Source organism: Nocardia pseudovaccinii NBRC 100343 (genome assembly GCF_001613225.1).
Taxonomy (GTDB): domain Bacteria; phylum Actinomycetota; class Actinomycetes; order Mycobacteriales; family Mycobacteriaceae; genus Nocardia; species Nocardia pseudovaccinii.
In genome coordinates this window covers 39,506-59,816 of record NZ_BDBY01000184.1, presented here as the reverse complement: position 1 = coordinate 59,816, position 20,311 = coordinate 39,506, and the positions used below count along the sequence as shown (strand labels likewise).

General features: G+C 66.2%; 19 protein-coding genes. 2 read left to right on the top strand and 17 right to left on the bottom strand.

Features of this window, described 5'->3' with window-relative positions; genetic code table 11:
* Window positions 1-1,007 (bottom strand): HD domain-containing protein (locus NP3_RS23160; RefSeq protein WP_157124473.1); only part of this gene is annotated, 1,007 nt, incomplete at its 3' end.
* Window positions 1,008-1,199: 192 nt separating this feature from the next.
* The gene (locus NP3_RS23155) at window positions 1,200-2,171 is read right to left on the bottom strand and encodes an alkaline phosphatase family protein (RefSeq protein WP_063043700.1); all 972 of its coding nucleotides are present in this window, start codon (window positions 2,169-2,171) and stop codon (window positions 1,200-1,202) included.
* 215 nt (window positions 2,172-2,386) lie between these two features.
* On the opposite strand from NP3_RS23155, the gene NP3_RS23150 reads away from it, so the two are divergent.
* Window positions 2,387-3,106, top strand: coding sequence for a metallophosphoesterase family protein (locus NP3_RS23150; RefSeq protein WP_063043690.1), 720 nt, complete (start codon window positions 2,387-2,389; stop codon window positions 3,104-3,106).
* Window positions 3,107-3,115: 9 nt separating this feature from the next.
* Here NP3_RS23150 and NP3_RS23145 read toward each other — a convergent pair whose 3' ends face one another.
* The 8 genes from NP3_RS23145 to NP3_RS23110 form a co-directional block, all read right to left on the bottom strand.
* Entirely contained in the window at window positions 3,116-3,742 is a 627-nt protein-coding gene (locus NP3_RS23145; RefSeq protein WP_063043689.1) for an NUDIX hydrolase, read from the bottom strand.
* Between the two features lie 57 nt (window positions 3,743-3,799).
* Window positions 3,800-5,053 carry an adenylosuccinate synthetase gene (locus NP3_RS23140; protein WP_063043688.1) on the bottom strand — a complete coding sequence of 418 codons (1,254 nt, stop codon included), beginning with the start codon at window positions 5,051-5,053 and terminating at the stop codon, window positions 3,800-3,802.
* A 224-nt stretch (window positions 5,054-5,277) separates the two neighbouring features.
* Window positions 5,278-6,228: a hypothetical protein gene (locus NP3_RS23135; RefSeq protein ID WP_063043687.1), complete on the bottom strand. Its 951-nt coding sequence runs from the start codon at window positions 6,226-6,228 to the stop codon at window positions 5,278-5,280.
* A 105-nt stretch (window positions 6,229-6,333) separates the two neighbouring features.
* Complete coding sequence (locus NP3_RS23130; protein WP_063043686.1) at window positions 6,334-7,293, bottom strand: acyl-ACP desaturase; 960 nt, start codon at window positions 7,291-7,293, stop codon at window positions 6,334-6,336.
* A 602-nt stretch (window positions 7,294-7,895) separates the two neighbouring features.
* Window positions 7,896-8,285 carry a DUF4345 domain-containing protein gene (locus NP3_RS23125; RefSeq protein ID WP_281197479.1) on the bottom strand — a complete coding sequence of 130 codons (390 nt, stop codon included), beginning with the start codon at window positions 8,283-8,285 and terminating at the stop codon, window positions 7,896-7,898.
* Window positions 8,286-8,333: 48 nt separating this feature from the next.
* Entirely contained in the window at window positions 8,334-9,605 is a 1,272-nt protein-coding gene (locus NP3_RS23120; protein WP_063043684.1) for a hypothetical protein, read from the bottom strand.
* 79 nt (window positions 9,606-9,684) lie between these two features.
* A complete protein-coding gene (locus NP3_RS23115) occupies window positions 9,685-10,962 on the bottom strand; it encodes a hypothetical protein (RefSeq protein WP_157124472.1) in 1,278 nt (425 codons plus the stop codon).
* Between the two features lie 56 nt (window positions 10,963-11,018).
* Window positions 11,019-11,519 (bottom strand): winged helix-turn-helix transcriptional regulator, encoded by a 501-nt coding sequence (locus NP3_RS23110; RefSeq protein WP_063043682.1) that lies wholly within the window; start codon window positions 11,517-11,519, stop codon window positions 11,019-11,021.
* A gap of 80 nt (window positions 11,520-11,599) precedes the next feature.
* Between NP3_RS23110 and NP3_RS23105 the strand changes: the two genes are divergently transcribed.
* Complete coding sequence (locus tag NP3_RS23105; RefSeq protein ID WP_063043681.1) at window positions 11,600-12,031, top strand: nuclear transport factor 2 family protein; 432 nt, start codon at window positions 11,600-11,602, stop codon at window positions 12,029-12,031.
* Here NP3_RS23105 and NP3_RS23100 read toward each other — a convergent pair.
* From NP3_RS23100 to yajC, 7 genes are all read right to left on the bottom strand, one after another.
* A complete protein-coding gene (locus tag NP3_RS23100) occupies window positions 12,002-13,582 on the bottom strand; it encodes an ABC-F family ATP-binding cassette domain-containing protein (protein WP_063043680.1) in 1,581 nt (526 codons plus the stop codon). The genes NP3_RS23105 and NP3_RS23100 overlap by 30 nt on opposite strands.
* A gap of 273 nt (window positions 13,583-13,855) precedes the next feature.
* Window positions 13,856-14,461, bottom strand: coding sequence for a DUF4291 domain-containing protein (locus NP3_RS23095; protein ID WP_063043679.1), 606 nt, complete (start codon window positions 14,459-14,461; stop codon window positions 13,856-13,858).
* A 59-nt stretch (window positions 14,462-14,520) separates the two neighbouring features.
* Entirely contained in the window at window positions 14,521-15,093 is a 573-nt protein-coding gene (locus NP3_RS23090; protein WP_063043678.1) for an adenine phosphoribosyltransferase, read from the bottom strand.
* A 37-nt stretch (window positions 15,094-15,130) separates the two neighbouring features.
* Window positions 15,131-16,837 carry an ABC transporter substrate-binding protein gene (locus NP3_RS23085; RefSeq protein WP_063043677.1) on the bottom strand — a complete coding sequence of 569 codons (1,707 nt, stop codon included), beginning with the start codon at window positions 16,835-16,837 and terminating at the stop codon, window positions 15,131-15,133.
* 25 nt (window positions 16,838-16,862) lie between these two features.
* Window positions 16,863-18,059: a protein translocase subunit SecF gene (secF, locus tag NP3_RS23080; protein WP_063043676.1), complete on the bottom strand. Its 1,197-nt coding sequence runs from the start codon at window positions 18,057-18,059 to the stop codon at window positions 16,863-16,865.
* Window positions 18,056-19,798, bottom strand: coding sequence for a protein translocase subunit SecD (secD, locus tag NP3_RS23075; RefSeq protein WP_063043675.1), 1,743 nt, complete (start codon window positions 19,796-19,798; stop codon window positions 18,056-18,058). The genes secF and secD overlap by 4 nt, the downstream gene beginning before the upstream one ends.
* Window positions 19,799-19,913: 115 nt before the next feature.
* A complete protein-coding gene (gene yajC, locus NP3_RS23070) occupies window positions 19,914-20,261 on the bottom strand; it encodes a preprotein translocase subunit YajC (RefSeq protein WP_063043674.1) in 348 nt (115 codons plus the stop codon).
* Between the last annotated feature and the right edge of the window lie 50 nt (window positions 20,262-20,311).

Genomic DNA, 20,311 nt, shown 5'->3' with positions numbered 1-20,311 from the left:
ATGCCGACCAGGTCATGGATGTCGTCGAAGTCCTTACCCTTGACGATCATCTTCTGGTAGATCGACCAGTAGTGCTTGGGGCGACCCTCGACGATCGCGTTGATCCGCGATGCCGCAAGCGTATTCACGATCTCCGCGCGCACCCGCGCCAGGTAGGTGTCGCGCGAGGGTGCGCGGTCGGCGACCAAGCGCACGATCTCGTCGTACTTCTTCGGGTGCAGAATCGCGAACGCGAGGTCCTCGAGCTCCCATTTGACAGTGGCCATGCCGAGGCGGTGCGCCAGCGGCGCGATCACCTCGAGGGTTTCCTTGGCCTTCTTCGCCTGCTTCTCCGGCGGCAGGAAGCGCATGGTGCGCATGTTGTGCAGGCGGTCGGCCACCTTGATCACCAGCACGCGCGGGTCGCGTGCCATCGCGATGATCATCTTGCGGATGGTCTCGGCCTCGGCGGCGGCGCCCAGGTTGACCTTGTCGAGTTTGGTGACGCCGTCGACCAGATGCGCGACCTCGGCGCCGAAGTCCTCGGTCAACTGCTCGAGCGAGTAGCCGGTGTCCTCCACGGTGTCGTGCAGCAGTGCCGCGACCAGTGTGGTGGTGTCCATGCCGAGTTCAGCGAGGATATTGGCGACCGCGAGCGGGTGGGTGATGTAGGGATCACCGGACTTGCGGAACTGGTGGGCGTGGCGCTCGTCGGCTACGTCGAAGGCGCGCTGCAACAGCGTGAGATTCGCCTTCGGATACAGCTCGCGGTGCACGCTGGCCAGTGGTTCGAGCACCGGTTTGACCGCCGCGATACCACGCTGGCCGGTCATGCGCCGGGCCAGGCGGGCACGCACCCGCCGCGAGGCGGAGGTCGGGACCGCGGCCGTGGTCCCGGGCTGACGCGCCGGTGCGGTACCGCCGTTCAGCTGTGGTTTCGGCGTGGTCACATCCGAGGCGGCCGCACCATTCGACTGCGGGGCACCTGCCGATTGCTCGACATTCGCCTCGCCCAGATGCTGAGTCATGCCACCACCTCTCCACGCCGCGATCGGACCACAGTATCCGACCGCTGCAACCGCCCAGACCACAACTTTAGTCCGCGCGCAGGTCACCTGCCCGATCCGAGGTTGCCGAGTCGGAAATGCCCCGGTTATGCCGGTGAATTGCGGCGCTGGCGATCGTATGCGGCGACACGAGCGGAGCGGGCGAAAGGTGCCCTATCGGCTGGTAAAAGGTTCAACGGGCTGGCGGATGCGCGATTGTCCGTCGAAGTCCGGGTCGAGCGGGGCGTGGAAGATATCCAGCACGGTGGGGGTGATATCGACCAGCGAGAAGCTGGAACTGGTCGCGCCCGCGAGGAAGTTCGGGCCGCGGGCGATGACGAAACTGCTTGTCTCGTCGGGGGTTTGGCCGCCATGACCGCCCTTGGGCCGGTGGCCGTGGTCGGTGGTGACCAGGATGGTCCAGCGTTCGGCGGGGTTGGCGCGAGCACGAGCGTCTACGGCGGCGACTATGCGGCCGACGAGGGCGTCGATGCGGGTGACGGCGTCGCGGTATTCGCTGGACGCCCCGCCGTGCTGGTGGCCGGCGCGGTCCACCTGGTCGAGGTGGGTGAACAGGAAGTCGGGGGCGTATTTGGTGATGGCGGTGACCACGGTGTCGGTGGTGGCGGCGTCGGTGGCGCTTTCATTGTCGTCATCGGGGACGAGCGGGGTGGAGATGACGACGTCGGCGCGCGGATCGCCGCTGGCCGTCATGGTGGCGATCTGGTCCCAGGTGGCGATGGACTGGGTCTTGAGGGTCGGATCGTGGCGTTCGAGGCGGGTGAAGACCGTCGGATATTTCGCGAACGGGGTGGCGTCGAAGTTGTTGTCGGTGATGCCGTGTTTGCTGCCCCAGACGCCGGTGAGCACGGTGGCCCAGGACGGGCCGGAGATGGAGATGTGCGGGGCGATGGAGCCGCGGCCGAGGGCGCCTTCGGCGCTGAGCCGCAACAGGTTCGGCGCCCGCACCTCTTCGATCTTGCGGTACATCGTGCCGTCGAGTCCGATGAGGACGACCTTGTCGGCTCGAGAGGCGGCCTGCGCACGCCCGGTGGCGAGGACGGTCGAGACCGCCGCGACGGCAACGGCGCCGGAGAAAAGCTGCCTGCGTGCGAGGGGCGTGGTGGCTGCGGTTCGCGCGCTCATATCCCGAACGATCCGGTACGACAGTGCCTTTCGGTAGCGCACCGAGTGAGTGTTCACGGACGTTTCATCGGTCTCGCCATCGCCGGTCGCCTTGCTGAACAGCCATTGAACTCGCGATAGCCAATAGCTATTCATACTGCTCACGGGTGCGTATCGGTGAGGTGAACGGCAGAAGCCAGTTGACACGCCGTCCAGCGTGTGGCTGGCTGACCGCCATGTCCCCCGCTGCACCCCTTCGGATCGCCGCCGTCGCGGATCTGCATATGCGCGATGCCGTCGCAGGACGTTTCCGCCCTGACTTCCTACGACTGGACGCCGATGTACTGCTGCTCGGCGGCGATCTCACCGAGGGCGGTGGGCCGCACGAAACGGATCTGCTGTGCGCCGAGATCGCCGGACTCGCGATGCCGGTGGTCGTGGTGCTCGGCAATCACGATCACGATCGGCGGCTCGGGTACCGCATCGCGGCCATGCTCACCGCACTCGGCGTGCATGTGCTCGACGGCGATGCGATCACGCTCGAGCTGCGCGGGCGGCAGGTCGGAATCGCCGGGGTGATGGGTGGCAGCGGTGGATTTCCCGCATACCCGGGCACACCCGACGAAGGCAGCGCAGAGCACCGTGCCCGGATGCGGCGCGGGCCGCTCGACGCACTGCGGCTGCGTCAGGCACTGGATTCGCTGAAGTGCCGAACACGTATCGCCCTGACGCATTTCGCGCCGATCATCGACACGCTGGTGGGTGAACCGCCGAAGATCTATCCGGGGCTGGGCTGTCACGATCTAGGTGCGGCCGTGGACGCGGGCGGTGCGGTGCTGGCTATTCATGGACACGCGCACGGAGGCACGGAGTTCGGACGCACCGCGGGTGGTGTGCCGGTGCGGAATGTGTCCTATCCGGTGCTCGGACGCACATACGCGGTTTACGAAGTGTAGAGCGGTGCGTTATTCGCCGGGGGTGAAGGCCCAGACGGCGGCGGGGCGGCCGGTGGCCTTGACGCGGCGGCGTTCGGTGGTGCGTTCCAGGCCGGAGATGGCTGCCAGGGTGCGGTTCAGGTTCGCCGGGTCGGGGCGGGCGCCGAGAACGGAGGAGCTGAGTTCCACCGCGCGGGTCGCCGGGAATTCATCACCGGTCAGCGCTCTGGTGAACGCCATATCCTTCCAGAGCAGACGGGCCAGCAGGCCGCGAGCGGCATCGACGATGCGATTGTGGTCGAAGGCCAATTCGGGCACCGCATTGAACGAAACCCATTGCGCGGGCCCGTCATGCGGCCCTACCACCGCCCACATGGCAATCGACAGCGTCGGCCCGCGCGGGTCGCGATTGGGTTCGTCGAAGGTCACCAACTGCCCGACCGCCCCGATAGCCGCTTCCGGCACGCCCAACTTGGTGTGCACCGCACGCCGCGCCGCCGCGACCAACCGCTCCCCTCGCCCGAGCAGCACCCCCGGCAGCGCCAGCTGCCCGGTGAACGGCTCCGTCTCCCGCGGCGCGATACCCACGGTCACCCCGGCGTCGTCGGCCCAGAACCGCAATGCCACCACATCAACCGAAACCACGGATTGCTCCACGCCACCCCATCCTGCCGCACCCCGTCCGGCTTCGACCGAGTGGCACACCAACGAGTTCTAGGCGGCGGCAACGACCCTGGCCGGGATCCGGTTGCGACGGTCCGGGCCGTCCGCGGTAAGGACTATCGGGGTACCGAGTTGACATTCCAGCCAGGGCACCGGGTCGGCTGGCACGGCTGTCAGCAACGGATCGGCCGTGGTCAGCAGGGCGGTGAGGTCGCGTTGGTGGTCGAGGTCTTGCCAGCGGCCTGGTTCGATGCGGTCGATTACCCCGCGCGAAGTCGCGTATCCCGTTGCGGCGTAGCCGGTTCCGGGTGCGTCCAGGTGGGTGAGGGCCAGGCCGTCGATGCCGCCGGAGACCTCGATGGCGTAGCGGAGCAGGATGGGGTCGAGGTGGCCGCATCGGAAATGGCCCTGGTAGGCGCCGGTGGTGTTGTGCGGTTCGGGGATCGCCATGGTGGGGTCTTCGGTGGGGAACGGTCCCGCACCATGGCGGGTCATGTAGGTGCGGGTGACGCCGAGTGTGTAAGCGGGGGCGCCGATTTCGGCGAGTAGGGCGCGTGCGTTGCGCGGTTCGACGGTGGACCAGGTGGTGTGCGGATGGAAGCCGCGCCATTCGTCGAGAAGAACGCCTTGTGCGCCTTCGAAAATCAGGCGGCCGCGCTGCGCTAGGCGGGCGAGTTCGGTGCCGTCGGCGATGCGCACGGCAGTGGCGAATTCCCGGTACATATCGACCAGATCGCGAATCGCTTCGTATCGGTGCGTGCTCGGCGCGATCAGTGGCCCGTAGTGTGCCGCCATCGCCTGCAGCTTGGCGTGCAGCACGTCGGGGCGCAGGCAGTCCGAGACGGTCGGCGCATCGTATTCGAGTGCGTAACTTGCTGTTTCGCCGATGCCGCGGCCGCAGGAACCGTGCCGCGAGGAACCCCTCGCATCCTCGCGCGCACGGTTGGCGGCGATATGGATCGGGGTCGTGAGCAATGCGCGGCCGTCGATCCGCAAGAGCGACAGCGGATCCCGCACACCGAGTGCCGCAAGCTGCCGCGATTCACTCGCCAGCGCGATCGGCTCGACCAGCATGTGCCGCGAGAGCAGCGTCGGCACACCGGAAAAGGTTCCGGATCCGAACTGCGCGTAGGTGTGATGGCGACCGTCGGCGATGACATTGTGCGCGGCCTGCGCACCGCCGTTGAATCGCACGACCGCCGATACGTCCAGCCCCGTCTCCGGTGCGCACAGCCAATCGACCGTCGCCCCCTTCCCCGCATCCCCGAACCCCAGGTCGAGCACGATAATGTGCGACGGAATCACCTCTCACCCCTTACCTTTCCATTGATGCGTTCGAAAGCGCAGACATTCGACCCCCAGCCGCGCGGAGCATGCGCACCACGATTCGGCCCTGTGCATCGCCATCGGCGTGCCACTGCGACGTCGGCCACAGGCTCTCTGCGCTCCGGATCAGCAGCGTGCCCGCGCGATAGCCGTCCGGGGCCGAACGCCACATCGGAGCGGCAGCACTCCACCACTTGCCGGATTCAGCTCTGCCCCCGCGACAGGGCACGAAGACTCGGTCCCGCCTTGACGCCCAACGCCTTTCCGACCGAATCGGCCTCTGCCATCGACCCCACATCACGCAGATCCGCGAGTCCGGTATGCACGTCGACGCGGTCCTCCTCCAGCCCGATGGTGAGTGCGATGAGCTCGCAGACCGCGGCGGGATCGTCGAGCTTCATGAAGTTCTGGCCGAGCAACCCCCGCCAGTGTTCGGCGATCTCGAGATCGTCGAAGTAGTTCGACTGGTTCGGCAGGATGTAGTACACGTGCCAGCGCTGGGCCAGTTCCCGATAGATCGATGCGACCTCGATATCGGTGCGCACATGATCGCCGATGACGCCACGGATATGCCGCCCCGCCAACTTCGCCTTGTTCAACTCGTCACCGATGATGAACAGGTAGCCGCGCTTACCGCGCCGCTCCCATGCGTCCGTCGCGACATGGGTGGCCATGAAATACGCGGCCAGTTCATAACTTTCGGACTTCTGTCCGCCGCCGCCACCCTCCAGCAGGATATTGCGCAACTGCTCGTCCATCCGATTGTCGGATTCGAACTGCCCGACCTGCAGCGGCACGCGGTCGGTATCGGCGTCGCCGATGGCGCCGAACATGATCTGCGGATCCTCCGCATAGCCCTTGCGCCGCAGCAGACCGTGCAATTTGCCGAGCTTGTCCTGCATGATCCGCGGCACCCGCCCCATCGATCCGGTGACGTCGAACAGCACCGCGATCGGCAGCGAGTTGCCGTGCTCGGCCGAATCCCGGCATTCACGCATTGTGACCCCGAGCGGTTCGAGCGCGGGATGCGCCCGCCAATCCGAATACGGCTGCCCCCGCATCTGCGCGGTGTACCCGAAGTCGTCCAGACCTCGGCTGGCACGGAAGGTCTTGGCCGCGCGGTAGGCGGTGTCGTCCCAATGTCCGTATCCCATGTCATCACTTCCTCTCGTGAGCCTTGTTTTAGTGTATGAGACTAAAACTCGCCTCGTCAAGAGTCCGCTGGTCGCGACCAAGATCATCGATCCAGCGGGATCGGCTCAGGCGTCCTGCCACTCGCGCTTGCGCGCTTCGCGTGCCAGTGCCCGGTCGCGCTGTTCCTCGAACTTGAGCACATCTTTGCCGAGCTGCTCGAGGAATAAGCCGAGTTCCTCGCGCGCCTGTTCGCCGCGAGGCCCGAAGTCATTGCGCTCGAAGATATTCCACTTGCGCAGCACCGGTGTGACGACCTCCTCGAGGTGCTGGCGCAGATCGTAGATGCCGTGTTTGGCCATCAGCACGCTGTTACGACGCCAGTTCGGCATGCCCGCACCCGGCATCTGGAAGTTGCGGATGATCGCGGAGATCGCTACCAGCGCTTGGTCGGGAGCCAGATCTATGGCTGCACCGCAGAGGTTGCGGTAGAAGACCATGTGCAGGTTCTCGTCGGCGGAAATGCGCTGCAGCATCCGGTCGGCAGTCGCGTCGTTGCAGACCCGGCCGGTATTGCGATGGCTGACCCTGGTCGCCAGTTCCTGGAAAGTCACGTAGGCGACACCGGGCAGGAATCCGTTGTCGTCCACCCCGGTCGGGTGCTGCACCCCGGCCGTCATGCAGACCATTCGCGCATGTTCCAGCGCTACCGGGTCCACCCCGCGGGTGACGACGAGATAGTCACGCATGACGGTCCCGTGCCGGTTCTCCTCGGCGGTCCACCGCCCCACCCAGGTGCCCCAGGCGCCGTCCTGGGAGAAGGACTCGGCGATCAGTCGGTGATAGGACGGCAGATTGTCCTCGGTCAGCAGATTGGTGACCATCGCGGCTTTGGCCAGTTCACTCAACTGGGACTGCGCTGGTTCCCAATCGATTCCGCCCATCTCGGCGAAATTGCGGCCTTGGTCCCACGGCACGTAGTCGTGCGGGTGCCAGTTCTTGGCCATCGATAGGTGACGGTTGAGATTTTGTTCGGCAACGGGTTCGAGTTCGGTCAGTAACTCCAGCTGTGTCAAGGTACGTGTCACGATCGGATTCCTGTCATCGGATCAGGGGCTCCCTTCCAGAGTGCCCCGATTGCCGCGCCGCCGAAATCCCCTGCGGCGAATTCGTTTCGCCGGAGAACACAACGGCTCACTACTGGTTATCGCGAAGACAGGCCGACACGGTATCGCCACAGCGACAAATCGTCATCGACGGCGACCTGATAGTCCCGCCCATCCTGCAGGATGAATATCGTTTCCCCAGGTCGACCAATCGCACCTGCCGAACGATTGCCTCGATCGCGGCCTGCGCGGCGGCACGGAGCCCCAGCGTCGCGGGATAACGCGTTACCCGCACCGCGGCTTCAGTGCATCGGCGAGGCGTCACCGGCCATGACGATCAGAACCACCGCCGATGGCTAGGCGGCCGCGGCCCGTGGCGCGATCTTTCTTGTGCCTGAGCACGAAGATCCGATCCGCATCGACGGCTGAGGCTTCCGCGGCGCGTGCACGGCCGCGGCAGACATCATGGACGAGGGCTTCTGCACCTGCTGAGCCCGATCCTGTTTCCGCCGGTCCAGGCACCGCAGGGCGACGGGACGGGACGCTGACCGGATATGGGGTCAACCGCTGGTCCCGCGATCGGCTCAGGAGACCGACACCAGGGCAGCTGCGGCAACCGTCTCGACAATGCAGTAGAACCAGTTGGGATAGAAGGCGACGCGGTCATCGAAGACCGCGGATACGATGCGGCCGAATGCCATTCCGCCGAGTGCGACTCCGATGGTGATCATGATTCCGGTGCGCAGGGATCCGTCGTGGGTCGCCGCGACCGCCAGCATCGCCGCCATCGCCAGACCAAATCCGCCGTAGACGGCGCGGATCTCATAGCGCGCCTCGGGTTGTTCGAGACGAATCCCGAAGGGGCTGGTCAGTGCTGCGGGCGCCATGAGGGCATAGACACCCATCGCGAGGAAGAACACGCCCACGACGGTGTTGACGACAGTTGCCAAGGGAACCTCCTGTTCGAGTCGCACGGCCAGCATGCTCGACCGGAGCGGGCACCCGCTTCCACAAACGTGCGGTCAGTCGCCGTTGTACTGCAGCGAGCGCCAGGCCTCGATCGCCCAATCGAGTTGCGTCCCGGGAACACTGATCGTGACCAGCAGCAATTCACCATTGCGACGACTGGCGATCCCCTGCACGCCGACCTCCGCACCGTCCTCCGAGGGCAACCACCATCCGTCACCGGGACCGCCGCTGACGGGTTCGCCGCGATGACCGGCGGTCGCGTTGGCACCGTATTGCAGCATCGCCGCCGGTGGCGGCCCGGTTTTCGGGTCGCCGACACGCAGGATGGTGATCTCGATCTGGCGGGTGCCGTCCCAGGCCCACCACCGATCGCCATCCCAGCCGTAGGTGAAATCGCCGGGAATGCGCAGGCTCCACCCCGATACCGGTGTGGTGTGCACCGGGCGGCGGCGGTAGCCGAGCGGCACCTGGTCCGCCGCGACGGCCCGCGCTGGCAGATCGTCGGGCGCACCCGCCGCGGTGGCGGCCGAATCCGCGAGCAGCAGCCGTAATTCGTGCCAGGCCGCCCACGGCAGCTCCAGCGCCGCGTCGAGCCGGTGCGCCTCGGCGAGCAAGGCATCGGCCTGGTGCAGTGCGGGCGTGTCATCGGCGTCCGATGGCGCCCGCCAACGCACGTCGTTCCACATGATGCCCATCGCCGTATTGCGAATCGTCGGCGCCGTCCAACCGTCCTCCCACCAGGGAAAGAACGCGCGCGCGGCCACCTCGTCGCCATCGCGGACAGCCTGGAACCAGTCGCGATCGCGCGGCCCCAACCAGCTCGCGGCCAGCCCGTCGTAGTCGAAACGGTCACTGCCGAGCGACAATCCGATCGAAACCCAGGCACCCTCGGCAGGCACTTCGGTCAGGACCGTCTCCGCGAGACTGCGGATCCATACCAGATAATCGCGCTCGACCTCGGCACGGTCATCGCCCAATCCGAGCGGATCCTCGGTCCCCTCGTCCCACACGATGTCGAATCGCCGACCCATTTCGTGCAGCACCGCCGCGACGTGCCGGTGATAGCCCGGCCCGGCCGACGCACAACCCGCGCTCACCACCACCTGCCCGTGCGCCGCACGCAGATCGACCGGTTCGGCCGCCGGATGCAGCACGGCCAGCAGGCGATCTCCGGAGACCTCCACCGATTTCCGCAGCGGCGCGGACGTCGCGGTCCAGCCGACCCGCGCACCGGCGGGGCCGGTCAGCAGCCACTCCCCCACCTGATCGAGGAAGTCCGCGGTGGGCGCGCGGCATACCCCCGCCGCGTGCAACTCGATTCCCATGGATACACATCCTCGTGTCCGCGTTCCGGCGGCGAAAGTCAGGACCCTACACCCACTCTGCGGACGTGGGACCGAGCGGCTACTGCTCGACGAGCCGCCGGCAGCCGTCCCGCCCGCCGGGCAGGCCCGCGGTATCGAGCCAGCGTTCGAGTTGGCCGAGCTGCCACAGATCATCGATCTCCACCAGTACCGCGAGGAACGACAGCTGGGCGGCGGACAGCTCCGATCCGGCGCCGATGGTATCCGGAAAGGCTCTGTGCAGGAAGGAAATACAGTCGTAGTGCACGGTGCTCGGATTCGCCGCCCACGCGGCTTCGATCGCCGCGGGCAGCAGTGTCTCGAAATCATCGACCCGGCTGACGAGTTCGCGGATGACATCGTGGCGCAGCCAGCCGTCCTGTCCGGGCAGATGGCGATCGAACCACCGGTCGACGACCTCCGGATGTTCCAGCGCGGCAAGCAGTTCGTCGGTGGCACGCTGTTCGGCGGCGAATGCGGGCGCGAGGGCGGCGCAGGTGCGCACACCGGGATGGGCGTCGGCGAGCAATTGCTCCGGACGGCCGCCATTGAGGCCGGAAATCCGTGCGGCAGTGGCGCGTTCGACCGGATCCGACATGGTCGGTGCGATCTCGTCGAGCCGCTGCAGCACCGCGGCCCGCTTCTCGGCATAGGCCGGATGCGTGGTGAGTTCGATCATCGCGCGCAGCGCGGCCATGCGCACCGTCACATCCGGATCATCGATCAGGGGTTCGACCGCCTCGATCACGCCGGGAATGACCGCGCGACAGGCGATCTCGTCTCTTGCCCGCATCGCCGCGCGGAATTCGTGGTCGTCGATGGCGGCCAGCAAGCCCGGTGGCGTCGGAACATGTTCCACCAGAAGGGCATTCGCCGGATCGGGCCCCAATTCCAGTAGCCCGGCGCGCCGATTCGCCTTGACGCGCTGCAGATCCTCTTCGGTACGGCCGGATGGATAGGCCTCGGCATACAACTGCTCATCGGAGATCCCCGAGCAACACCCCTGCGCGAAGACCTCGAGATAGTCCAGCAGCGCGACGCGCAACGACCGCGGACCCGGATCCCACGGCAGTATGTCTTCGACCTTCATCTCGGTATGTGGACGCGCCAGCAGTTCGGCCACGATCGCGACGAACGGCGCGGTCGCGGAGTACACACTGCCCTGATGCAGTAGCGCGGCGTCGAGATAGCCGACCGCGTCGACACAGGACTCGGCATCACCGTCCATCAGCGCCCGCAGGTGCGCCGGAGCATCCGCCGCCGGGCCGTAAGCATGTTCCAGCTCGGCCCAATCGATATCGGCTATCGCCCGCAACACCGGATCCATCGGATTGATCATGCTGCAGCCGAGCACGTCGATCAACTCGAGCGAAACACTTGCGTTACCCGACAGAGCTAAGGCGCCGGTTCGAGATGATCGCCGATCAGCATGGTTCCCGGTCCGCGCCGCGCGCCGGGACCATGCCGCCAGTCCACATTGTCGGCGGTGAGCGGCCCGCCGCAGTCCCGGCAGACCACCACCCCGGAAGTGGGATGTCCGCAATCGCGATGCACGACCAGCGCGGGTGGCCCGGCGGGCCCGGCGAGCCACTTATCACCCCATGTGATGAGCATGGTGAGCACCGGATACAGATCACGCCCCTGCTCGGTGAGCACATATTCGTGGCGCACCGGATTCGACTGATAGGCCCTGGCTTCGACGATCCCGTACTGCCGCAACGCATCCAGACGCGCGGTCAGGACATTGGAGGCGATGCCGAGGTCGCGGCGGATGTCCTCGAACCGGTTCACCCCGACGAACAGGTCGCGCAGGATCAGCGGCGTCCACCGCTCCCCGACCACGTCGAGCGTTCGCGCGATCGAGCACACAATGTCGGACATGGCAGCTTTGGGCACCCGCCCATCCTAGTCCATTGCTTTTTACAAGTGACTCCGTTATGTTGCGAAACAACCAACTGTGAAGAGGTGATCGAGACATGTCCGATGCTGTGGCGCGGTTTCGCGAGGCTACGGAGGCCAGCGATTTCGATGCGCTGATGACGACACTCGCACCCGATGCCGCGCTGACCTCTCCGGTCTCCGGCCGGTTGGTCTTCCGCGGTCACCAGGATCTGCGCATCCTGCTGGCCGCGGCGTACGGCAGCCTCGGCCGACTGCGATGGACCGAGCACATCGGCGAGGGTGCGCGCCGAGTTCTGCTCGCCGAGGCCGCCGTCGGACCGTTCCGGATGACCGAGGCCATGATCCTCGAATTGGCCGCCGACGGCCGCATCCGCCGCCTCGAACCGCACCTGCGGCCCTGGCTCCCGCTGACCCTGCTGGCGGTGAAGCTGGCGCCGCGCCTACTTCGTCATCCGGGCGTCATGCGGCGCGCGCTGTCACGTTTCGACCAGCCCCGCACCGGTTAGCTCGAGTCGTCGGGTCACCCCGATATCATCGAGGAAACGGGCGTCGTGGCTGACGACGACCAGTGCGCCCTCGTAGTTGGCCAGGGCCTGGGTGAGGTGGTCGAGGCTGGGCAGGTCGAGGTTATTGGTTGGCTCGTCGAGCAGCAGGAGTTTCGGGGCCGGGTCGGCGAGCAGGAGCATGGCCAGGGCCGCGCGCAGGCGTTCACCGCCGGACAGTGCCGCCGCCGCGACATCGGCATCGGCGCCGCGGAACAGGAAGCGGGCCAGTTGGGCTCGGATCTGTTCGGCGGCGGCATGCGGTGCGGTCGCGGCGACATTCTCGAAGACCGTCCGCTGTTCGTCGAAGATGTCGAGGCGCTGGGGCAGTATGCGCCACGGCACCTGCGGCGGTTCGGCGGCGACGCGGTGCAGCAGTGTGGTTTTGCCCGCGCCGTTGCGGCCGGTCAGTGCGATCCGCTCCGGCCCGGAGACCCGCAATGTCACGGTCGGACCGCATGCCAATTCCACCTCCTCGAGATCGATGACGTCCTGGCCCGGGTAGAGCCGGGTGTCCGGCAGGTCGATCCGGATCTGCCGGTCGTCGCGCAACAGGTCCTCGGCCTGCTGCAGCTGCTCCTTCGCGGTGTCCAGCTTTTCGATGTGGCTATTGCGCAGCTTGCCCGCCGACACCTGCGCTGCGCGTTTGCGTGCGCCCATGACGATCTTCGGCTCCCGCTTGTTCTCGAACATCTTCTGCCCGTAGCGGGCTCGGCGATCGAGTTTGATCCGGGTCTCGACCAGTTCGCGTGCCTGTTTGCGAACATCACTGCGCGCGTCCCGGATTGCCGCGCGCGCCACCTCCTGCTCCGCTTCGACGATCCGCTCGTATTCGCTGAAATTGCCGCCGAACAAACGTAATTCACCCTGACGCAGTTCGGCGATGGTGGACATCCGCTCCAGCAGCTCGCGGTCGTGGCTGACCGCGAGGACGGTGCCGGAGAACTGGGCGACGACCTCGTAGAGGCGTTGGCGGGCAACGTGATCCAGGTTGTTGGTCGGCTCGTCGAGCAACAGCACGTCCGGATCGCGCAGCAGCTCGGCGACCAGGCCGAGCAGCACCGTCTCGCCGCCGGAGAGGGTTTCGAGGCGGCGGTCCAGCTGTTCGGTCGAGTCGGCGAGATAGTGCAGGCCGAGTCGGCCGAGCAGCGCGATGGCACTCTCCTCGACATCCCACTGCGCGCCGACGATATCGAAGTCGGACTCGTCGCCGATCCCGGATTCGATGCGGTGCAATGCCTTTCGCGTCTCGGCGATGCCCAGCACCGCGTCGACGCGCTGACCGTCGCCGAGTCCGAGATCCTGTCGCAGGTAGCCCAGCCGCCCGGTGAGCGAGATCGAACCACGCGCCGGGGCCAGCTCACCCGCGATCAGCCGCAGCAGAGTGGACTTGCCCGCACCGTTGCCGCCGACCAGGCCGAGGTGGCCCGGTCCGAGCACCGCGTCCAGACCGTCGAAGACGGGGGTGCCATCGGCCCAGGAAAAAGTGAGATCGGAAAGAGACAGATTGGTCATGTGGACCCCAGAGGTTGCGCGGGAATGCGGCGCACAGGATGCGGGCCGCCCGAGTGGCTACCTCATGAGAGCAACGACATGACTCCGATCAACGGGGATAAGACCCGTCTAGATTAAACACATCCGCGGATGTTGCGCCACTGATATTCGGATCACATTCTGTGTCCGGAACGCCGCGGCGGCTCCGACCTATGGGTGACAGCGCCACACCGAGACAGAGGAGCACTCGAGTAACCCACCTCGACTACCCGGTCCACCCCACTGAACGCCGAACTACCCGCCAATCCCGATCACCGCCGAGATCTCCGCCGACAGCGGATACGGCCGCTCAACCGGAAGAGCATCACCAGCCGCGGACAACTGCCCGGCGACCACCAGCTCGTGGATCCGCCGCGCCTGATCGGTTACGTCTCGGATGTCGGTGATCCAGGCATCCACATATGCATCGACGGCCTCCCCACCGAGACCGACTTGCAGCGACCGATGGCCGAGCGGCCGGTGATGCAGATCGCGTTCCGGATCCCATTGGATCCGAACCGGACTCGTCCGCAATCGCTGCGTCCACGCACGGCGATCCGAATACAGCTCCGGCACATAGTGACTCAGGCAGGCTCGGGCGAGTGCCCATTCGAATCCGGTGCGCGTCATGGTGATCGCGAGCACCCGCTCCTGCCCGGGCTTGCGGGCCCATCCGCAGCGATACATCATCCACAGGAACGACGGTTTGATCCACGTCATCCGCTCCCGCTTGAACGGGCTCACGAAAGTTCCTGCGACCAGTGCGGGTTCGGCAATCTCCGGCGAATACGCCTGATAGACAACTACTATCGAGTCGTCGTACGAAGCCCGAATCTGCCGCGTCGGCGCGGAAACATCCACCCCGCGATCCTCGCAGCTCGAATCCGAGCAGGCAAACCCGGCGAACCCGGCCGAACGACCTAGACCCGAACCACCGAGGTCAACGGGTAATCGCCCTGGCGATCCCGGCCATTGAGAAAACTCAACTCCAGCACCACTGCGGCCGCGATGATTTCGGCACCGGCGGCCTGGAACAGATCCGCGGCGGCAGCCAATGTGCCGCCCGTGGCCAGCACATCGTCGAGCAGCAGAATGCGCCGCCCCTTCAGCTCGACTCCCTCGGCCGGAATCTCGAGCGATGCGGTGCCGTACTCGAGGCTGTACTCACGCGAGATGACCGGCGGCGGCAACTTTCCAGCCTTGCGCACCGCCATGACACCGGTTCCCAGCGTCGCGGCAACGCCGGCCCCGATGATGAATCCGCGCGCGTCTACGCCCGCAACCAGGTCGGCATCGGGCGCGCACGCCGCGAGGCAGTCGATGACGGCCCGGAAACCCTCCGGATCGGCAAAGACCGGCGTGAGATCGGCGAAGCGAATGCCGGGAGAGGGGAAATCGTCGCGCCAGCGGGTCAGGCGTTCGACCAGCTCGGCCGCCTGACCTGTCCGCTCGGCTAGGACGTCGTCAGATTCCACCGCCGCGTGCTTGCTCATCGACACCTCTCCATGGTTACTCACCCACCAACACCTGTCACCGCTTCAACACCCAGCGGTCCATGTTCCAGCCGGTGCCCGCCTGGGTGGGCCCGGCTATGCCGTTCTGCAGACCGTTGCCGAACGCGATGGTGCGGGGTGTGACGAACAACGGAATGCTCGGCATCTCCGCCCACAGCAGGTTCTCGGCCTCGGTGCGCAGATTCAGCGTTGCGGTCGAGTTGTCGTCGCCCGCAAGCTGATCGGTGATCGAATCGTAGCGGCCGTTACCGAACCGACCGAAATTGAGCCCGCTACCGGTGCGCAACGCGCTGGTAGCGGCCACACCGGTCTCGGATCCGGCCGGACCCGGGGTCGATGCGGTGCTGCCGAGGACGGCGTCGACTTTGCCCTCGGTGAGCTGAGACGGCGTGAAATCGGCGGATCCGGCATCCACCACATTGATACCGGCCGGTTTGCATGCGTCGGCGATCATCTGCACGGTCTGCGCGCGCCGATCGTCCGGCTTCGCATATCCGATCCGGATGGTCGGCTTGGCCGCACCGGCGCTCGCGGCCGCCGCGGTCGCATCACCGCCACGGTACTTGTCGGCCGCGCCGATCACGTTCGGGTAGTACAGCGAATCCTGCTGTGTGATGCGAGAATTCAGCACCGCTGTGCCGAGCCCGGTCTTCGGCGCATCCTTGGCCTTGCCGAGCTTGTCGAACAGGTCCTGGCGCGGCACACAAAACGCGAAACCGCGCCGCGCATCGGCCGAGGCGAACACTCCCGAAGTAGCGAGCACCAACTGCTCGGCACCGCGCCCGGGCACGGTCCGCACCGAAAACCCGTCCAGATTGACGTCTTTCACCGATCCCGCGCCGATATCGATGACCCCGACCGCATTGTCGCCGACCTTTGCCTTCAGATCGGCCGTCTTCGGATACACGACGATCCGCCCGGTCTCGGGCTTATTGCCCCACCAGCGCTCGTTCGCGACCAGCACCAGACCGTCCTTGGCGGAGTAGGAATCGATCCGATACGGCCCCGACGACGGGAACCGTGAGAGATCCACCTTGTCCGCGCCGATCGTCCACCCGTTGTTCCAGAAGTCGGCGATCCGCTGCAACGAGGCCTGATCACCGGACTGCACGGCCGTCACCACGTTCGGCACATTCGCCACCCGAGCGGCGACATGCGCGGGCATCAACTCACCCGCGGTGAACAGGTTGCGCCACGGCAGGTAGTGGTGGTCGGCGCGGAATACGACGGTGGCGTCCTTGGATCCCGGCTGACAGTCCACCCGTTCGATATCGGCGTATCCGGCGGTGCTCGCGGCATCGAAGAGCGGAACCTGGCCGCGGTCACCGGGTTTGGTATAGCGGCCGCTGCGCGCGGCCCAGGCGAGCACCAGATCGTCACATGACGTCGGCACCCCGTCGGAGTACACCCCGTCCGCATTGAGCCGGTACTGCACCGTCTGCGCCTCGCCCGGCACCTCTTTCGCGGTGCCGACATCGGTGTCCGCGACCTGCTGACCGTCCGGTCCGGTGTAGAAGAACCCGGTCAGCACCCGTGCGAACACCGCATCCGAGCCGGTGCCCGCACCGAGCGTGGTGCCGCCGTTGTAGGTGGCGATCACGGCGTCGACGGCATAGCCGATGGAGGGCACCTGGTTCTGGCTGGAGCACCCGGCCATCACCGTGGCTGCCACGGTGCCCGCAGCCACCGCTCCGATCAGACGTGCCCCTAGCGACTGCTTCATATATGCAAACCCCTGCCGTCGGCTGTCAGTGCCTGCGCTTGCTCCGCTTTCCGCTCGGCCGTGCGCCCGGACGCGGAGCCTGTCCGGGTTCCCGCACGGGACGCGCACCCAGCTCCCGGCCGGTCGCCGCGACCGCGCGTCGCTCCGCCTCTGTTCCCGCACGCGCCGACGCAAGTCCGGCCCGCTTGTTGAGCACCTTCTTGGTGTGCGCCGCGACCGGACCCCACCGCTCCTTGATCGACACCAGCAGCGGCACCGCGAAGAAGATCGACGAATACGCGCCGACGATCATGCCGACAAGCTGCACCAGCGCCAGATCCTTCAGCGTGCCGACGCCGAGCAGCCACACCGCGATCACCAGCATGCCGACAATTGGCAGGATGCCGATGACCGTGGTGTTGATCGACCGCATCAAGGTCTGGTTCGCCGCGAGATTCGCCTGTTCGGCATAGGTGCGCCGGGTCGTATTGACCACACCGCGGGTGTTCTCCTCGACCTTGTCGAAGACGACGACATTGTCGTAGAGCACGTAACCGAGGATGGTCAGCAGACCGATCACCGCGGCCGGGGTCACCTCGAAGCCGACCAGCGAGTAGATGCCCGCCGTGACGATCATGTTGAAGAACAGCGAGGCGATCGCCGCGATCGACATATCCCGTTCGAAGCGGATCGCGATATAGACCATGGTGAGCGCGATGAACACGACCAGCGCGATCAAGGCCTTCTTGGTGATCTGGCTACCCCAGGTCTCGCTGATCTCGGCGATGCTGATCGCATTGCGCGAGACGTTGCCGTCCTTGTCCTTCGGCTGGAAGGCGTTGAACAGCGCGGTCTGCAGCGCGTCGGTCTGGGTGATGCTCAACGTGTCCGAGCGGACCTGAATGGTCTCCGCCGAACCGGATCCCACCTTCTGCACCGTCACCGGGGCGTGGCCGATGGTCTGGGAGTAGATATCCTCGACCTTCTGCGTGGTGGCCGTGCCCGCCGCGGGCAACTGGATGCGCGAACCGCCCGCGAAGTCGATGCCGAGGGTGAATCCGCGAATTCCGATGCTCAGCAACGAGATCAGCACGAAGGCCGCGGTCAGCGCGTAGTAGAAACGCCGTCTGCTGACGATCTTGAATCCGCCGGTACCGGTGTAGAGGCGCTCGAAGATGCTGTGCTTGGGCGTCTCGAAATCGTTCACCTCGTCGGCGAACGGCTCCAGGGTCGAGTTCGTCATCGTGCCGTCTCCTTAACCAGCGCCTCGCCGGCCCTACGCTCCCTGGCCACTTCCTGAATCGCACCGAGCCCGTTGACCGACGGCTTCGCCCAGAACGACGAGCGCGAGGCCAGCATCATCAGGGGCGCCGTCACCAGGTACAGCACGATGACGTCGAGGACGGTGGTGATACCGAGGGTGAACGCGAAGCCCTTCACCTGACCGGCGGCCAGAATGTACAGCACCACCGAGGCGATGAGGCTGACGGTCTTACCGGAGAGGTTGGTGCGCTGGGCCCGCTGCCAACCGCGCGGCACCGCCGAACGGAAGCTGCGACCCTCCCGCATTTCATCCTTGATGCGTTCGAAGAACACTACGAAGGAGTCGGCGGTCAGACCGATACCGATGATCAGACCGGCGATACCGGCAAGGTCCAGCGTGAATCCGATCCACCGGCCGAGCAGCACGATGATGCCGTACACCGCCACACCCGAGGCGATCAGCGAGAATCCGGCGAGGAAGCCCAGCATCCGGTAGTAGAGCAGGCAGTACAGCAGCACCACCGCGAGACCGATCGCACCCGCGAGCAGGCCCGCGCGCAGCGAGGACAGACCCAGCGTCGCCGAAACCGTCTCGGCTTCGGAGGTCTGGAACGACAGCGGTAGCGAACCGTACTTCAAGGTGTTCGCGAGTTCCTTGGCGCTGGCGGCGGTAAAGCTACCGGAGATGGTGGTGCGACCGCCCTGCTGCGGACCCGACTGCACGACCGGCGCGCTGACCACCTTCGAGTCGAGTACGAAAGCCACGCGCTTGTTGATGTACTCACCGGTCAGCGAGGCCCACGCATCGCTACCACCGGATTTGAATTCGAGGTTCACCTCATGGCGCGCCTGCTGCTGGTTGAGTCCGGAGGTGGCGTCCTTGATCTCCTGGCCGTCGATGCGGCTCTTGTCCAGCAGCAAGATTTCCTTACCGTCGGTGGAGCAGGTGACCAGCGGCAGATTCGGATCGTCGTTACCGGCCAGCGGGTCGGACTTGGTGCAATCCATCGCGGCCATCGCGGCCTGCTGCACCGTGGGATCGGTGCTCTGCCTGATCGCCTTGGCGTCCGCGATCTCCTTCTTCGCCTGCTCCTGCGGCGTCAGGCCGCCCGGCGGGGTCGGCGGCGAGGTCGGGGCCTGCGCGGGGAAGACGCGCGGCTGCGGGGTCGACTCCGCCGCGGGCGCGGACTCCGTGGTCGGCGCGGCCTCGGTGGTGGGCGCGGGCTGTGTCGGCACGGTGCCATCGGGGTTGAGCTGGGTGGTGTCCGGCACAGGGCCCGGTGTCGCCGTCCCCGCCGTCCCCGCGGTACCTGTCTGGGGCGTGGCCTTACCGCCGACCGCGGGCACCGCCGACAGCACCGGACGGATGTAGAGCTTGGCGGTCGTCGCCAGCGCCTTGGCCTGGCCACCGTCGTCACCCGGAACCGTGATCACCAGGTTGTCGCCGTCGATGACGACCTCGGAGCCCGAGACACCGAGACCGTTGACGCGGTTCTCGATGATCGTCTGCGCCCGGCGCAGGCTGTCCTGGTTGGGCTTGCTGCCGTCGGGGGTGCGCGCGGTCAATGTGACGCGAGTACCACCCTGCAGGTCGATGCCGAGCTTGGGGGTCGGGGAATGGTCACCGGTGAAGAACACCAGCGCATAGATCACGGCCAGCAGCACGGCGTAGACGCCGAGCAGCCGGAGCGGATGCGCCGATCCCTGGGAAGGTGGCACAGTTCGTCATCTCCTAGGCGGAAGTCGAGGGTGGAACAGGCGGGCGCGCACGGCCGGGCACCCGGACGGATGGCCCGCGGCGATCTGCAGCACGCGGGCCCACCGATATGACCGATCAGTCCTTGGTCAGCCGGGTCTCGGTCTGCTCCGCGGACTCCTCGACGGGACCGGCCTCGGTCTCGTCGGTCACGGTCTCATCCGTGGTCTCGTCCTCGGTGCGCACATCGCGGATGGCCTGACGCAACCACGTGGTGACGACGTCCTCGGCGATCTCGAGATCGACCGTGGTGTCGTCGAGATCGACCACGGTTCCGTACAGACCCGACGTGGTGGTGACCTGATCGCCGACCTTCAGGCTTTCCTGCATGGACGTGACCTTCTCGGCCTCGCGCTTCTGGCGGCGAACACCGAGGAACATGGGCACGAGCAGGGCTACCAGTAGGAGCGGAAACAGAAGTTCCATCGTCGAAGTCAGTCCCTAGTCTGTGGGTGGGAATGGGCTATTACCCCAAC

What these genes read in the sequence shown, in the direction of transcription:
- NP3_RS23085 (WP_063043677.1), bottom strand. Translation starts at nt 16,837, where the DNA reads ATGAAGCAGTCGCTAGGGGCACGTCTGATCGGAGCGGTGGCTGCGGGC.
- NP3_RS23120 (WP_063043684.1), bottom strand. Translation starts at nt 9,605, where the DNA reads ATGGGAATCGAGTTGCACGCGGCGGGGGTATGCCGCGCGCCCACCGCG.
- NP3_RS23150 (WP_063043690.1), top strand. Translation starts at nt 2,387, where the DNA reads ATGTCCCCCGCTGCACCCCTTCGGATCGCCGCCGTCGCGGATCTGCAT.
- NP3_RS23100 (WP_063043680.1), bottom strand. Translation starts at nt 13,582, where the DNA reads ATGACCAATCTGTCTCTTTCCGATCTCACTTTTTCCTGGGCCGATGGC.
- NP3_RS23155 (WP_063043700.1), bottom strand. Translation starts at nt 2,171, where the DNA reads ATGAGCGCGCGAACCGCAGCCACCACGCCCCTCGCACGCAGGCAGCTT.
- NP3_RS23090 (WP_063043678.1), bottom strand. Translation starts at nt 15,093, where the DNA reads ATGAGCAAGCACGCGGCGGTGGAATCTGACGACGTCCTAGCCGAGCGG.
- secF (WP_063043676.1), bottom strand. Translation starts at nt 18,059, where the DNA reads ATGACGAACTCGACCCTGGAGCCGTTCGCCGACGAGGTGAACGATTTC.
- yajC (WP_063043674.1), bottom strand. Translation starts at nt 20,261, where the DNA reads ATGGAACTTCTGTTTCCGCTCCTACTGGTAGCCCTGCTCGTGCCCATG.
- NP3_RS23115 (WP_157124472.1), bottom strand. Translation starts at nt 10,962, where the DNA reads ATGATCAATCCGATGGATCCGGTGTTGCGGGCGATAGCCGATATCGAT.
- NP3_RS23135 (WP_063043687.1), bottom strand. Translation starts at nt 6,228, where the DNA reads ATGGGATACGGACATTGGGACGACACCGCCTACCGCGCGGCCAAGACC.
- NP3_RS23105 (WP_063043681.1), top strand. Translation starts at nt 11,600, where the DNA reads ATGTCCGATGCTGTGGCGCGGTTTCGCGAGGCTACGGAGGCCAGCGAT.